Here is a 15,159-nt window from a genome sequence, read left to right on the forward strand (position 1 = left end):
GAATCTTTTATTTCTATGTTCCTTTAATGCTTGTAAGCACAACAAGGCTTGCAAGGAAGTTTATGAGCGAATAGTGAATAAAGGAAAGAGTAAGAAGCTTGCATTGATTGCTGTAGCTAACAAACTACTCAAACAGTCTTTTGCTATTGCAAAATCTGGAAGACCATATGATGAAACTTACGTTTCAATATTGCCTAGATAAATAGAAGATAGATCGAATAAAAAAAGCTCAAAGAATCAAGTTATTGAATCTATGAGCCTGGAATAGTATTGTCTCAGATTAAGGAAGAATTTACTTGTTTTTTACCTCAGTTCTTTGTTGGCGGTAGTTATTCTTTATTTTTTTATAATTCCTGTGTAATATTCAATAGTTTCTCCATTGTATTGCCAAATTCCATCTCCTCCACCTATCCATAAATTTCCTTCTTTATCTTCTACTACTCCAAAAAACATTCTTTCTGTTTTGAAAACTTCTGTAATTTCTAATTTCTCATCAATCAACGAACTGGCTTCTATTCGCTTTAGTGTGGAAGAACCTCCTTTAAGCATGCCTGTATACCAAAAACCTCCTTTCGTATCTTCATAAATCTTCCAAACATCTGGTAATTCATGTGTAAAAGTGTTGTTGCGATGTTTCCATAGACCACTACTATCAACGAGCCAAATGTTATTTGACTTATCTTCTATTATTGACCAAACATTGAAGAATGATTTGCCTTCGTCATTTTTTATTTCAGTAAAGGTATTTCCATCGTAAAGCCCTGCATTTCCTCTTGTCCCAAACCAAATATTTCCTTTATTATCCTCTAAAATTGTGTTAATGTCATTATGAGGTAAACCGTCTTCTAGTGTGAAATTCGTAAACTTACTTCCGTCATATTTACTTAAACCACCTTGCCCTCCAATCCATATATTTCCAGCTTTATCCTCATAAACACACATATTTCTTAAATGACCAAGTCCATCTTTTGTAGTGAAATTTGTAACAGCACCAGTTTCGGAATCAATGCGAAACACACCTGATTGGTCACTTGCAATCCAAATATTTTCTTTGCTATCTTCTAAAACATCGAATGCATACCAGCTTTCAATACCTTCTGGTTTCACTAATTTAGTAAATGAATCTCCATTGTATCGAACTATATCATCATAAGCTGCTATTAATAATCTCCCTTCATTATCCAATTTGATATTTCTTGTTATCCTTTTAGGCGCATTAGGTTTGAAAATGGTGTCAAATTTTGAAATTACAGAAAAAGTTTTGCCTACATTAATTACCAAATCATTTTTGCTATCCCTCTTATTAGTATTATGCTTCTTTGTTTTACATGAAATCGTAAAAACTAAGATTAATAATATGTATTTAAATCTTTGCATTTTCTGTTTTTAATTACCGCCAACGTGTTTGTGTATGGTTAGTTGCGTGGTTAAGCAACTAATTTAGCAAACAAATACATGCCAGAGAAAATTCCGAAGGAATTTTCCAAATAAGCACTTGCCAAAGCAATTAATTATACACGGTGTTACCACACGTTTTTATTCTATTTCATCAATCGGAATATTCAATAAATCTCCGTCATAATGAACTTCGTCTTTGTTAAATTGTTCTTTTGTAAACGCTTTTAATTTCTTTTCAGGTTTTAAATATTTACCCAAAGCCTCGAAATTTAGTAATTCATTAAATGTCAGAGATGTTCTTGAAATTTCAAATTCCGTATTTGGGAATTTTCGAGAATATTGTAATTGGTCGAAATATTGTCCTTGTAGATATAATGTTTCGTTTTCAGATATTTTTATATAAAATCCAGAACCTAAATCGTAAGTTTCTTTTCGCTTATATACTTTTTGCGTTTCTATTTTCAGAACTTGTGCTTTTCCGTTTTTAATTTCGTTTTCAATTTTTCTATTCCAGCCAATTTCTCCGTTTTTATTCATCCAATAAATCACAATTCCAACTGAAATTATTAACAATGGAATTAAAATCAGAAGTTGTGTTTCAGATGCTACTTTGTCAACAAACTTGTCATAAAGCAACAAAGGTGCTAAAAGAACAAATGTCATTCCAATGAATTTCATTCCGAAATTTTCAAAGTGTTGCCAAAGCGAATTTTTCCTGCTTTTAAGTTCTTTAATCTCTTCTGGATTATATGGACGTTCAGTTTTTCTCAAATGTGTGGTAACAATTGTATATAGAACATATGTTCTATATACTTCCAATATAAAATATATATAACATATGTTATATATATCTTTTATATTTAATCAAATCTAATAAAGTATCAATGGTTATCGATAAGTATAATCATGGTATGCGAATAATATGCGTTGATTTTCCTTTAACTTAATCAACTTTTATTGGATTGAAATTGATTAAAGTGACTTCAAAAGTCCGCCATCTATGGGGATATTTATACCTGTAATATAAGCTGCATTATCAGAGGCAAGAAAGGTTGCTAAATAACCGTATTCTTTTGGGTCGCCTATACGCTGTAACGCCACTCTCGATTCCATTTCTTTTCTAACCTCACTTTGTTCTATACCTAGCTGCTCGGCTTTTTTTGCATTGAGTTGAGCAATACGGTCGGTGTCAAAATAACCGGTTAGTACGTTATTCACTGTAATATTGTGTTTGCCGACATCTGTCGCCAACGATTTTGCCCATGTCACTACTGCAGCTCGTATGGCGTTTGATAATGCTAAGTATGAAAGCGGTTCTTTTACCGAAACAGATGCTACATTAATAATTCTACCCCAATTGTTTTCAATCATATGTTTTAAGGCCAATTCTGTAGTGAAAACAACGGTTTTAAAGAGTAGGTCGAACGCTTCTTGGTAATCGCTTACTTTTTTTTCGAGTGCACCACCTGCTGCCGGACCTTGGGTATTGTTCACCAAAATATCAACGGAGTTATGTTCAAAGTAATCGGTTATAATGTTACGATATCCGTGAAAATCATTAAAATCTACTACTAGATATTGATGCTGTTGCCCTTGGTCTTTAGGTAGCTTGGCTACAATATGTTGTAGCTTTTCTTCACTATGAGACATAAGGGTTACACTTGCCCCACTTGCTGCCAACTGTTGTGCAATTGCTTTACCAATACCACCGCTACTGCCACCAACCAATGCTTTTTTATTTTTTAGAGATATGTTCATTTTTTAGTTTTTCATTTAATATGTTACTGATTTCTTCAGCTTTATCAACAATCATGAAATGTGCACCATGCTCAATCAAAATAGTATTGTTTCCTCTAGGAGGAAGTAATCTATCTTTAGAACCTCCAATTTTTATTAGGTTAGGTAATTTGGTTTCGTTTTTCCAATTCGTCAGTTCTTTGAGCGCCCATTTAGTAAAAGTCAAATCTGAATCTTTTAATATAGCCTTTAAAAGTATTCTTTGATTTGTACCGAACATAAACTGAGCAATAAAAGGGGGCGGTTTCAATATTTCTTTAGGAATCAAATTAAGTAGTTTAGACTTTCCTAAAAGTTTAATTATACTACTTAACTCACTTCTAGTTTCTACTGAGGATATTAAAATTGTCCATTTAGGGTTTACCATTTTGCTGATTTCAATCGCGATAAGACCACCAAAACTAACCCCAAGAATAGCATACTCATTCTCATCTAATATTTTATACTCTTGTATTAACCTTTCGGAATATGCTATGATTGTTTCCTTTTTTCTTGGTACAATCCATCTTATTGGAACAATTTCATGATCTAGGGTTAGATAATCGAAAACTCTTTCATCTGCACCGAGGCCACTAATCGCGAAAATTTTCATTTTTTATATTTTACCATCAACCAACTATCGATACTCTTCTCGCGTCGGACTAAAAACATCTAACAATTTGCAATCGGTCAATGCCTTACCACTATGTTTTTTATGAGGTGCGATGATAACAATATCACCCGAGTTATAGACTTTGGTTTCACCATCTAAGGTAAATTCAAAATCACCTTCCATAACATGCATAATCTGCTCATTCATGTGTGCATGTTCGGGTACTTTGGCGTCTTTTTTCACCTCCCAGAAGGCAATACTCATGTTTTCTGAGTGTACCAGTTTACCAAAATAGCCTGGCATAATTTCTTTTGATGGAATGTTGGAAAGATTCAGTGTCATATCTTGTGTATATAGTACTAAGATAAAAGAATCGGTTGCAAAAAGAAAGCCTCAAAGGATTAATACGATGAGGCTTTTGATTTTTAAATTTAAGTATGTGATTAGGGTTTCTTACTATCGTAATCCCAACCAACGACTACAAACTCGCATCGGCGGTTCCATTCATGGTCTTCTTCTGAACAAGCATCTTCCGTAAGGCAGACAACTATGGGTTTAGACTCCCCATATCCTTTTGATACGATTCTATCGGATGCTATTCCATTTTTAACCAAAAATTCTTTTGCCGAATCTGCCCGTTTTTGAGAGAGATCTTTATTGTAACCACCATTACCACGAATATCGGTATGGGTGCCAATTTCAATTATCATTCCTGGATTATTTTTCATGACATCGATTACGGTTTTTAATCGTTCACGTGACTCTCGTCTTAGGTACCACAAACTATAATCGAAATGTATTTCTTCGGTCTGTATGACGGTGCGCTCATTTTCTTTTATCAAGGCACTTTCTGTGTCTATGGCAGCTGTAATCTTCTTAGCTAATGCAATTTCAGTTTTTGCCTTTTCAACTATTTTTTCTTGTTCTAGACGTTTTTTATTTTCCTGCGTTTGTTGTACAGCAAGAAGGGTTTCTTTTTTCTCATCTTCAAGTTTTTTAATGGCCAAGGCTTCGGCCCGTAATTTTTCGGCGGTTAGTTTTTCTTGCACTACTAGTGCTTTCGCTTTTTCTTTTTCATCTATGGAGTATAAATCCATAGAGGCATCGTTGGTAGCATTTCGCTCTTTATTGGTGCGAATGGTTTTTGAATTACCCTCGTAGCCTGCTTTTTCTGCTTTTATAGTATACGAAGTTTGGCAAAGCACTTTAAAATCAAAAGAGCCATTGTCTTTAGAAATAAAGGAAGATACTATCACGTTGTTAGCATCATTCAATATAACGGTCGCGCCAGAAAGTGGTAGGGCAGTTGTACGGTCTGTTATAATACCGGTAACAGATTGCTCACAATCTTCAATGAACAATTCTTTGGTAACCGTAAAGCTATAAATATCATCGCTGCCTTTGCCTGTTGGGCGATTAGAAGCGAAGTATCCTGTTTTAATTTCTTTGTTCAAGATATATGAAAAATCATCATAACCACTATTAACTGGTAAACCTAGATTATCGGGTTGCTGAAAAACACCCTTCTTGTTTTTGGATACAAATACATCTAAAAGTCCAAATCCGGGATGTCCGTTTGATGAAAAATAGAGTGCATTATCCGAAGCTATAAAAGGAAATTGCTCTTTCTTATCCGTATTAATAACATTGCCTAGATTTAAAGGAATGCTAAATGTATTGTCTGTTTGCAAGCTCACTTCATATATATCGAAAGAGCCAAATCCGCCTGGCCTATCCGAAGAGAAATAGAGTTTTGTTCCACCTGCATTTAAAGTTGGGTGTTCATTTGAAAAATCGTCACTATTAAAAGGTAGTTCTACAATATTCTTCCAATCACCATCAACTAAATTTGCGCTATAAATTTTAAGGTTCGATATTTTTTTATCGTCTGTTTTACGTTTACCGTTCTTAAAATTATTTCGTGTAAAATAAAGGGTATTCCCATCGGGTGAAATTGTGAATGCACCTTCGTGTAATTTGGTGTTTATCTTATTAGATAGTTCTGAGCTAAGGCTATCTCCTAATTCCTTCTTATCTAACGGATGTGTGTAAATATCTAAGTAGTGTTGATTATTCCAACGATAGGTTTTAGAACCCGATTTTTTATGGGTTGCCGTGTACCATATTTCATTACCGATTTCCATTGCCCCAAATTCTGAGGATGTGGTATTGAAATGGCTATTTTCTATATCGAAACGATTGCCTATAGCTTTTACATTTTCAAGATATGTAGCGTTCTGCTTTAGTTGTTGCAGTTTAGCATTAGTACCTTCTTTGGTATAAAAGTTAAACAGAACAGATTCTGCTTCTTCGTATTCACCAATAGCTTTTAAAGATTGATTTAACTTGAAATAATACGATTCGTCAACTGTATCACCATAATTCGAAATAAGATAACGGTACCACCTTGCTGCCGCATTTAAATCGAAGGTATGGTAGTAACTGTCTGCCAAATTTTTGATGAGATGGCTGCTTTTGTTTTTTGGGAGTGCCGCTTCGTATAAAGCAATAGCATCTGCATAATACGCTTTTTCAAAGAGATCATTGGCACGGTCTAGATCTTGTTGTGCCCTGGCCGTCTGAAAAACTCCGATAAATATGATGAGGTATGTAAGTATCTTTTTCATTTTAGTAGAATCTAGGAGATTTATCATAACCCTTTTTAAGTCCCCAAAGGTCTAGGTCGAACAATACGAATATTTCATGTGAGCCATTGCTGAATGACCCTATATTAGATAGTGTATAATCATATGCATAGCCAATACGTAATGCGGGTACAACCGATATGTTGAACATGGCATTGACAGAATCTTCTAAACGATACGAAACACCAGCTTCAAACCGATTATTGAATAGGACATTGAATGAAAAATCTGCCGTAATCGGTGTGCCTGTTACCATTTTTGTTAAGATGGAAGGTTTTAGTTTTAAATTTGGATTCACATCAAAAACATAGCCTACCATACCGAAGAGGTGAATAGCCTCTGCGCCAATTCGTGTAATACCATCTCTATTTTCTAAATGTTTAGAGGTTAGAAGATTTGGTATAGATAAACCTGCATAAAATTTATCTCTACTGTAAAATGCACCTAAACCAATATTCGGAAAAGTGTTGTTGAGGTTCTCATTAAAAGCAGGGTCATCTTGAATTTCGGGAAATCGAAATCCATTAAAATTAGTTTCGAACGTAGTGATACCTCCTTTTAGACCTAAACTTAAATTACTTTGTTCATCTAGTTTAAGAATGTAAGCGAAGTCTACGTAAATATTGTTTTCTTTCAAAGAACCATCACCAATATCATCGGTAATGATAGAGGTTCCCATTTCTATTTTTTCTGATAGTGCAGTATGTGCAAAAAACGTTAATGTTTTAGGTGCCCCAACTGCATTTTCCTATTGGGTTCTGTATAGCGTACCAAAGTTTAGCATGCCTAATTCATTAGTGGTATACGCAGGGTTTACCACATTCATGTTGTACATGTATTGGGTGTACTGTGGGTCTTGCTGTGCTTGCAGTTTAAAAAGGAATAAAAGCAGAACTATGCAGATACCCCAGCGTGTTTTTAAAAGTTTCATTTGTATTGGTTATCTGTTTAAGTATAGTCGGCCTTGAATAGGTTCTGAATTGCCTTTTTTATAATTTATGATGTAAAAATATACGCCGTTAGGTGCGGTTGAAGAGCCATTACTACCGTCCCAGGCGGGTTTAAATTTGTCGCCCTTAAATAGTGAGGTACCGTATCTGTTCAAGATTTCTATAGTGAAATCGGGAAAAATGGTTTCAATATTCGGAATAAAGAAGGTGTCGTTTCTACCATCTGCATTAGGTGAAAATCCGTCAGGAATAAAGAAGTCATAATTTTCAGGGTCACAATTACTCAAGTCTACAGTTACAGGTACACGATTAGCAGAAGAACACCCTGTAGCTGCGTTGTAATTTTCTGCATAATAAACAGTATCTGCTATTAACGCGATATCATCATTAAGTGCAGTGCCACCAGTTTCGGTGCTATACCAAAATACGTCATTGTCAATTTCTTCTTCAAGAGTTCTGAGTTGTAAAACTGTAGGATTATCGAGTCCGCAAACTACTAGTGTATCTCCTGATAAAGAAGAGGGTACTACCGTAACTACCGTTGGTGTTATTTCTAAACGGTTGGTGCTTGTACAACTCCCAGAACTGGTTGTTGCAGCAAAATAAGATTCACCATCTTCGAGAATTGTCGTAGCATCTAATGCGTTACCATTTGCACTAGCATCGAACCAAACTATGCTACTACCCGCGGTAACGTCAATATCAATACTTAATAGTGTCGGATTGTTTTCTGCGCAGAACATCGGATTTAAATTTGTACTTGTTGGTGCATTAGGATTACTAAAACTTACTGTAACGGGTATACGTTCGGTGCCCTCATAATTGTTTAGCGTATCTGTATTTGAAATGAAATAGTCTTCACCATCAACTAACGGAGTTGTAATGGGTAGCATATCGGTATCGGTTTCTGATGCATAGAATAACAAATCACCACTTGAGGTAACCTCGATATCCATTAAGGTTGGTCCGCCAGGAAAGTCACTTAAACAAAAGGTTTGATTTGCCACTGCTTGTGGTGCATCTGGTACGCCACCTCTTGAAAAGTTTTCATTTTCTTCAAATTCAAAAACGAGACGACAAAGTGTGGTGTCATCTTGAACACTTCGTACACTTGCAGTATAATTACCAATGGGTAATGTATCTACATCTATTTGATAATTTGCCGTACCACCTGTAAAATTAATGGTGTTTGTTGTTAATACTGTATTCGAACCTAATTGTGTGACATCGTAGGTGATTATATACGTACCGTCAACTAAAACTGGTGCATCGATAAGCACGTCTATTTGTATGGCATCGCAATTGTTGTCTACCAATAAATCTAGTTGAATAACCTCGGGTGTCGCTAAAACATTAAATAATGCACCAAGATTACAATTGGTTGGAAAAGTATCTTCAATGGTTAAGTTGATAGCATATTCCCCATCTAGCAAGAAATTCGTTGCAGGAATTAAAAATGAACTATTACCGTTCGTTAATTGAATTCCAGTTAGGGTAATGTCTGCAGTACCACCATTTGGGTCTGTTAAGGTATATTCTAAGTTATACAAACCATTGGCCATACCTCCAGAAACGTCTAATACATTAACTAATTCAACAGTAGCTTCGGTATTTACACAAATTTCAGAAACAGTGGTATTGGCATTTGACACTAGAAATGTTGTTTCATCCACTAAAATTGTGGGACAAACATCTTGGGCCGGCACAGTGCCAATAGTAGAAATAATATCTATGGTAATAAATTCATTTGTAGCAACGAGTGTAGGGTCTAAGGAGAATTGGGCAATGCCATTATTCAAGATAACATCTTGGGCGATACCAGTTTTTAATCCAGAGTTGCTATTGAGGGTATATTCTAAATTGTACTGCCCGTTTGGTAAAATTGTATTGTCATATGAGAGGTTTACAACATAAGTATCCCCCAAGCAAAAATTGTCAACTACTAACGGACCATCTAAAACTGGTAAAATAATAATGTTTACCGTAGCTTTTTTTTCAGTACAAACAGGATGGGTAGGATAAACGGTATATGTAAAAGGGTAACTACCATAACCCAAATTAGTATTGATTTCATCAATATTTATAAATGAATCATTTAAATCACTTAATTGATTTGTGCTAATACCTTCAGACCAAGTTCCATTTGGGTCTTGCCCCGTTAAAAAATCAAATAGGTCGACGTTGGTTAATGAAGAAAAATCTTCATTGGTACAAATAACAAAATCTTCAGGCGTTCCTTCTTCTGGTGATGGGTGTACTTCAAGTATTAAGGTGGCAGTTCTGCTTGTGCATGAAGCTACAGTACCTGTTGTATAGGTAAAGATATATGTGCCAGGACCCGCAGAGAATGCATCAAATGAAAAACCAGAAATAAATCCGGTGGCCGTACTAGGGTCTTCTTCCCATAAGCCATTAAAATCTTGTACTTTGCCTTCAATTTCACTACCCAGAAATCCATTAAGGTTAACGGAAGCATTATCACTACATGCATTCGCACTTCCATCAATATTGTCTTCCCCAGGGTAACCTCCCAAATTAATGGTTACCGTGGCTGTTTGGTTACACGCTGTATTATTGTAAGTAAAAACATGTACTCCATAATTATTGATTCGCCATAAATCTACGATACCAGAATTTTGACTTAGGGCGTTGAAATTGGCAGGGTTTGTAGTGGACCATGTTCCGCCAGTAGTTGGAGCACCACCAAGTTCTGCGAAAAGATTAAAGTTTCGATTTGAAACATTTGCATCTTTATTACAAATTTCGATTACTGAATCAGTGCCGGCACATTGTCCATGTATAAAGTTTGAGAAGCTTAGTGCTAAAAACGGTAAGACGAAAAACCTTAATTTAAAATTGTTCATTGAACGTAGTTGGTTGATGAATGCAATTATTCGATTTTAAAAGTATTTCGGAATAGTAAGGTTATAAAAAATTTGTTGTCAGGTAATTAAAATGTAGGGTGAATACTACTAAAAGTGTTGAATAATGTTAATGAAATATGCATTTCGTCGATAAAACCGTGTTTGTTAAATAGTTAATGAATGTCTTCGAAAGGCTAGAATTCCTTTATTATAAAAGGACAATACTTATCTTTGGATACTAAAATTTGGGAATGCAAATACATTTTATTGCTATAGGAGGAAGCGCCATGCACAATTTAGCACTGGCTTTAGAGCACAAAGGATATAAGATTACAGGTAGTGATGATGTTATTTTTGAGCCTTCGAAATCGAGGTTGCTAGCAAAAGGATTGTTGCCAGATGAATTCGGATGGTTTCCTGAAAAGATAAATGCTGATTTAGATGCCATTGTTTTAGGCATGCATGCAAAGGCAGATAATCCTGAATTACTAAAAGCACAAGAATTAGGATTGACCATTTATTCGTATCCAGAATTTTTATACGAGCAATCAAAAAACAAAACGAGAGTAGTTATTGGTGGTAGTCATGGTAAAACTACGATTACGTCAATGATTTTACATGTACTTAATTTTCATGATATTGAGGTTGATTACATGGTTGGGGCACAGTTAGAAGGTTTTGATAGAATGGTTCATTTGACCGAGGATAATGACTTTATCGTTTTAGAAGGAGATGAGTACTTGTCCTCACCAATAGATAGGCGACCAAAGTTTCATTTATATCAGCCCAACATTGCTTTATTGAGCGGTATTGCTTGGGATCATATAAATGTATTTCCAACTTTCGAGAACTATGTGGAGCAATTTAAAATTTTCGTTGACAGTATTGTAAAAGGTGGTTCCATTACCTATAATGTGGAAGACGAAACTGTAAAACAAGTAGTTGAAGCATCTGAAAATGCCATTCGTAAATTACCATATACAACCCCAGAATATAGTGTAGAAGATGGTGAAACTCTTTTAGAAACTTCGGAAGGACCAATGCCTATTGAAGTATTTGGCAAACATAACCTAAGTAATTTGGCTGGTGCTAAATGGATTTGTCAGAACATGGGTGTTGATGAAGACGATTTTTATGAGGCAATTGCCACCTTTAAAGGAGCGTCGAAACGACTAGAAAAGATTGCAGAAGGCAATTCGAGCATTGCATATAAAGATTTTGCACATTCACCAAGTAAAGTGGCGGCAACGACAAAAGCGGTTAAAGAACAGTATCCTGATAGAAAACTAATAGCTTGTTTAGAGCTGCATACCTACAGCAGTTTTAACCCAGAATTTTTAAAGGAATATAAAGGTGCTTTAGATGCTGCCGATGAAGCTGTTATTTTCTTTCTACCAGAATCGGTAGCTATTAAAAAATTAGATGTTGTTACTCCAGAACAAATCTCAGAAGCTTTTCAAAGAAAAGATGTAAAGATTTTTACCGATGCAAAATCGTTTCATGAATTTTTAGAAAATCATCAATATAAAAACTCCACATTGTTGTTAATGAGTTCAGGTAATTATGGCGGATTCGATTTAGATAAGTTACAGGGTTTAATGGCTGGTACAACGTAAAGAGTTATCTTTTTAGCAATTAGGAATATGGAGCTAGAATTATTCTAATTTTTAAAAGTTTAGTTGTAAGACTTTTAGTTTTTTAGAACGACCAAAAACCAATTTTTAAACCCCGAATTGCGTTAAATGGTGGTCTAAATGTTTATACTGCATTTGGCCCCATTGTTCTTTTGTAAATGCACCAAAAGCAGGGTGGGGGTGCCATTCATCACGTTCACGTACAGCATAAAAATCATTTACTAAAGATTTAAGTATCTCATGCTCAGAAGTGAAATCTTTATTTTCCTTCGTTTTTAGCTGAGGTGCTGTTGGCAAGTTCTTACGCCAAGGCTTATCATTATATAGCGATTTCTTAAAAAAAGTTTTCACGAACCAATTCCCTTTAGAGGTATTTGGTTTATTGGTTATGGCTAATTTCAGCGGATATTGACAATGCCAACACATTTGACCTACAGACATTTTACCCCAACCCTTTTCTGCGTTTTCGGTAAGTTGTTCAATTCTTCTTTTTATTTCTTGATATCCGTCTTCGGTCAATAATGATTTCATATAAGCCTATTAATTGATGCTTAAATTTACCACAAAATAATTTGTTCTGTATCTTTAGCCTATGCAGGATAAACCAACATCGTTCTCTATAAAAAATTGGTCAGATGATGACAAACCAAGAGAGAAATTAGTTCACAAAGGACGTTCGGTTTTATCTGATGCAGAATTAATTGCAATTTTAATAGGCTCAGGTAGTAGGGCTGAAAGTGCTGTAGAGCTCTCTAAGCGTATTTTAGCATCCGTAGATAATAATCTAAATGAGCTAGGTAGACTTTCAATTAAACAGCTAATGACATTCAAAGGAATTGGAGAAGCAAAAGCGGTAAGTATAGCTGCAGCCCTAGAAGTAGGTAGAAGGAGAAGGGGAGAAGACGCTGCTAAAATTGATAAAATAGGAAGCAGCCAAGATGTCTATCATCTTTTACAACCGATACTTGGTGATTTGGAACATGAAGAATTTTGGATTCTCTTTTTAAACAATTCTAATAAAGTATTACACAAGGCTCAATTAAGTAAAGGTGGTATTACCGGTACCTTGGTCGATGTGCGCTTAGTAATGAAACAAACTTTAGAGCTTGGGGCAGTTGCCATTATTTTAGTACATAACCATCCTTCAGGTACCCTACGTCCAAGCGCTGCTGATAAGCAGATAACCCAAAAAATAAAGACAGCTAGCGAAACTTTAGATGTTAAGGTATTGGATCATTTGATTATTACTCAGAAAAGTTATTATAGCTTTGCCGATGAAAAAATTCTATAAATGCTACTGATTTACACTCATAAGATAACACCGCGCCTTACCTATATCATGAGGCATATCTTCGTGAATATATTGGGTGTTGAGTTAGATTTTACAACTAAAGTTGAGGAATTTATAAAACATACCGGGCCGAAAATAACGTACACTAAACAACCATTGCAGAATGAGTTTTTTATACGAAGTAATGAGCTGTTGTTCGAACAGGGTATTAATGATATTCAATTAAGTATTGCTGATTGGGAAGGCACGCCCTGCTTTTTCACAACAGGCGAACGCAGTAATCTTCCCTATGATATTTTTGCAGCTAGTTTTTTTCTAATTTCTAGGTACGAGGAGTATTTACCTCATGTAAAAGATATACACAGCAGATTTTCACCAAAAGATAGTATTGCGTATCAAAATGGTTTTCTTCAAAAACCTGTTGTCGATATTTGGGCTTATAAATTATTAGAGGCATTAAAAGAACGTTTCGATGATTTTGAATATAAAATTAAAGGCTATGATTTTGTTTCAGTTTTAGATGTTGCTACCTCACATTGTTATGCCAATAGGGGAATAGCACGTGGCTTAGCTGGTTTGTTAATGGACTTAGGTTCTCTTAGATTGAAACGGGTTATTGACCGAATATTGGTTGGTCTAAATAGAATGAAGGATCCTTTTGACAATTATGCAGAGTTAATAGTTCTACATAAAAAGTACAACGTAAAGTGCAATTTCTTTTTTCAGTTTGCTGATTACTCGAAATATGATAAGAACGTTTCTACCAATAGTATGAAGTTTAAGTCGTTAATAAAATATGTTGCCGACTATGCACCAGTATCTTTGGCTGCCTCATATAGCTCTTTCACAGATCTTGAATTATTGAGAAAAGAAAAGGCTAACTTAGAAGAGGTAATTAATAGACCTGTCAATAGCTCTAAAATGCGCTATAATAGAGTAGATGTGCCCGAAACCTACCGAAATTTAATTACCGCCGAATTTACTGATGACTATACCATGGGGTATACCTATGAATTGGGGTTTAGGGCTGGTACATGTACCACATTTCAGTTTTATGATATTCCCCTAGAAGTAAAGCAACCAATTAAAATACACCCCTTTGCTATTCATGATTATGCCCTGTCAAAAATTAAGAAAGATGAGGTTATATTACGGCAAGTGAAAAAAATAACTGACGAGGTTAGCCAAGTCAATGGTACTGCAATTGTAATGTTCTCAAATGAACTTTTAGGGAATAAGGATGATAGAAATTGGATGTCATTGTATGCTGAAATATTAAAAGAACAACATGTTTAAAAATAAGGTTACCGATATTTTTTTCGATTTAGATCATACACTCTGGGATTTTGATAAAAATTCGGCATTCACTTTTCAAAAGATATTTAGTGAACAACAAATAAATTTAGAGATTGAAGATTTTTTAGAAGTTTATATGCCTGCGAATCTGAAATTTTGGAAAATGTATCGAGAGGAAAAAATCACCAAATCAGAATTGCGATATCAAAGGTTGAAGTCAGTTTTTGATATTATAGGCTACCCTGTTTCAGACCAAGTAATCGATATTTTGTCTGAAGAATATATCAACAATCTTTCTACATTTAATAATCTATTCCCTAATGCCATTGAGGTTCTAGACTATTTGCAGCCAAATTACAAACTGCATATTATTACCAATGGGTTTCAAGAAATACAAGATAAAAAATTGAGGAATTCAGGTATTCATAGTTATTTTAATCACATTATTGATTCTGAAATGGCAGGGGTAAAAAAACCTAACCCTATAATATTTAACCTTGCCTTGAACCGGGCTGATGCCAAACCTCACACTTCTTTAATGATAGGCGATAGTTTAGAAGCAGATATTCTTGGAGCAAAAGCAGTAGGTCTTCATACAATTCATTTTAACGCTCATAGAGAAGAAAGTCATAATGAAGCTCCCATTATTTACGATTTACAAGAAATAAAATCCTTTTTATAGAGTTAGTACT

General features: G+C 34.9%; 12 protein-coding genes and 2 pseudogenes. 5 read left to right on the top strand and 9 right to left on the bottom strand.

What is annotated here, in order from left to right:
* Window positions 1–202: pseudogene (locus B5X55_RS18910) on the top strand (IS110 family transposase); the annotation flags it as partial.
* 134 nt (window positions 203–336) lie between these two features.
* Here the strand turns inward: B5X55_RS18910 and B5X55_RS00010 are convergent.
* The 8 genes and pseudogenes from B5X55_RS00010 to B5X55_RS00045 all read right to left on the bottom strand — a co-directional run bounded on the left by B5X55_RS00010 (window position 337) and on the right by B5X55_RS00045 (window position 10,246).
* Entirely contained in the window at window positions 337–1,377 is a 1,041-nt protein-coding gene (locus tag B5X55_RS00010; protein WP_079510360.1) for a ligand-binding sensor domain-containing protein, read from the bottom strand.
* 159 nt (window positions 1,378–1,536) lie between these two features.
* The gene (locus B5X55_RS00015; RefSeq protein WP_079510361.1) at window positions 1,537–2,217 is read right to left on the bottom strand and encodes a hypothetical protein; all 681 of its coding nucleotides are present in this window, start codon (window positions 2,215–2,217) and stop codon (window positions 1,537–1,539) included.
* A 153-nt stretch (window positions 2,218–2,370) separates the two neighbouring features.
* A complete protein-coding gene (locus tag B5X55_RS00020) occupies window positions 2,371–3,156 on the bottom strand; it encodes an SDR family oxidoreductase (RefSeq protein WP_079510362.1) in 786 nt (261 codons plus the stop codon).
* The gene (locus B5X55_RS00025; RefSeq protein ID WP_079510363.1) at window positions 3,134–3,787 is read right to left on the bottom strand and encodes an alpha/beta hydrolase; all 654 of its coding nucleotides are present in this window, start codon (window positions 3,785–3,787) and stop codon (window positions 3,134–3,136) included. Before B5X55_RS00025 ends, B5X55_RS00020 begins: the two co-directional genes overlap by 23 nt.
* 24 nt (window positions 3,788–3,811) lie before the next feature.
* Window positions 3,812–4,129, bottom strand: a complete 318-nt coding sequence (locus B5X55_RS00030) for a cupin domain-containing protein (protein WP_079510364.1) — start codon at window positions 4,127–4,129, stop codon at window positions 3,812–3,814.
* Between the two features lie 101 nt (window positions 4,130–4,230).
* On the bottom strand, window positions 4,231–6,414 hold the full coding sequence (locus B5X55_RS00035) for an OmpA family protein (RefSeq protein ID WP_159447508.1): 2,184 nt from the start codon (window positions 6,412–6,414) through the stop codon (window positions 4,231–4,233).
* A gap of 1 nt (window position 6,415) precedes the next feature.
* A pseudogene (locus B5X55_RS00040) lies at window positions 6,416–7,363 on the bottom strand (PorP/SprF family type IX secretion system membrane protein).
* Window positions 7,364–7,372: 9 nt separating this feature from the next.
* Complete coding sequence (locus tag B5X55_RS00045) at window positions 7,373–10,246, bottom strand: T9SS type B sorting domain-containing protein (protein WP_079510366.1); 2,874 nt, start codon at window positions 10,244–10,246, stop codon at window positions 7,373–7,375.
* A 251-nt stretch (window positions 10,247–10,497) separates the two neighbouring features.
* On the opposite strand from B5X55_RS00045, the gene B5X55_RS00050 reads away from it, so the two are divergent.
* A complete protein-coding gene (locus tag B5X55_RS00050) occupies window positions 10,498–11,862 on the top strand; it encodes a UDP-N-acetylmuramate--L-alanine ligase (protein ID WP_079510367.1) in 1,365 nt (454 codons plus the stop codon).
* Window positions 11,863–11,967: 105 nt separating this feature from the next.
* Here the strand turns inward: B5X55_RS00050 and B5X55_RS00055 are convergent, their stop codons facing one another.
* Complete coding sequence (locus B5X55_RS00055; protein ID WP_079510368.1) at window positions 11,968–12,411, bottom strand: DUF1569 domain-containing protein; 444 nt, start codon at window positions 12,409–12,411, stop codon at window positions 11,968–11,970.
* Window positions 12,412–12,472: 61 nt separating this feature from the next.
* Here B5X55_RS00055 and radC point away from each other — a divergent pair, with 61 nt between their 5' ends.
* Genes radC through B5X55_RS00070 form a run of 3 tightly spaced genes read left to right on the top strand, consistent with a single transcriptional unit; the run spans window position 12,473 to window position 15,149 of the window.
* The gene (radC, locus tag B5X55_RS00060; RefSeq protein WP_079510369.1) at window positions 12,473–13,171 is read left to right on the top strand and encodes a RadC family protein; all 699 of its coding nucleotides are present in this window, start codon (window positions 12,473–12,475) and stop codon (window positions 13,169–13,171) included.
* Window positions 13,172–13,219: 48 nt separating this feature from the next.
* On the top strand, window positions 13,220–14,467 hold the full coding sequence (locus tag B5X55_RS00065; protein ID WP_234999626.1) for a polysaccharide deacetylase family protein: 1,248 nt from the start codon (window positions 13,220–13,222) through the stop codon (window positions 14,465–14,467).
* A complete protein-coding gene (locus tag B5X55_RS00070) occupies window positions 14,460–15,149 on the top strand; it encodes a YjjG family noncanonical pyrimidine nucleotidase (protein WP_079510371.1) in 690 nt (229 codons plus the stop codon). Before B5X55_RS00065 ends, B5X55_RS00070 begins: the two co-directional genes overlap by 8 nt.
* Window positions 15,150–15,159: the final 10 nt, after the last annotated feature.

This window comes from Maribacter arcticus, from assembly GCF_900167935.1.
Lineage (GTDB): Bacteria > Bacteroidota > Bacteroidia > Flavobacteriales > Flavobacteriaceae > Maribacter > Maribacter arcticus.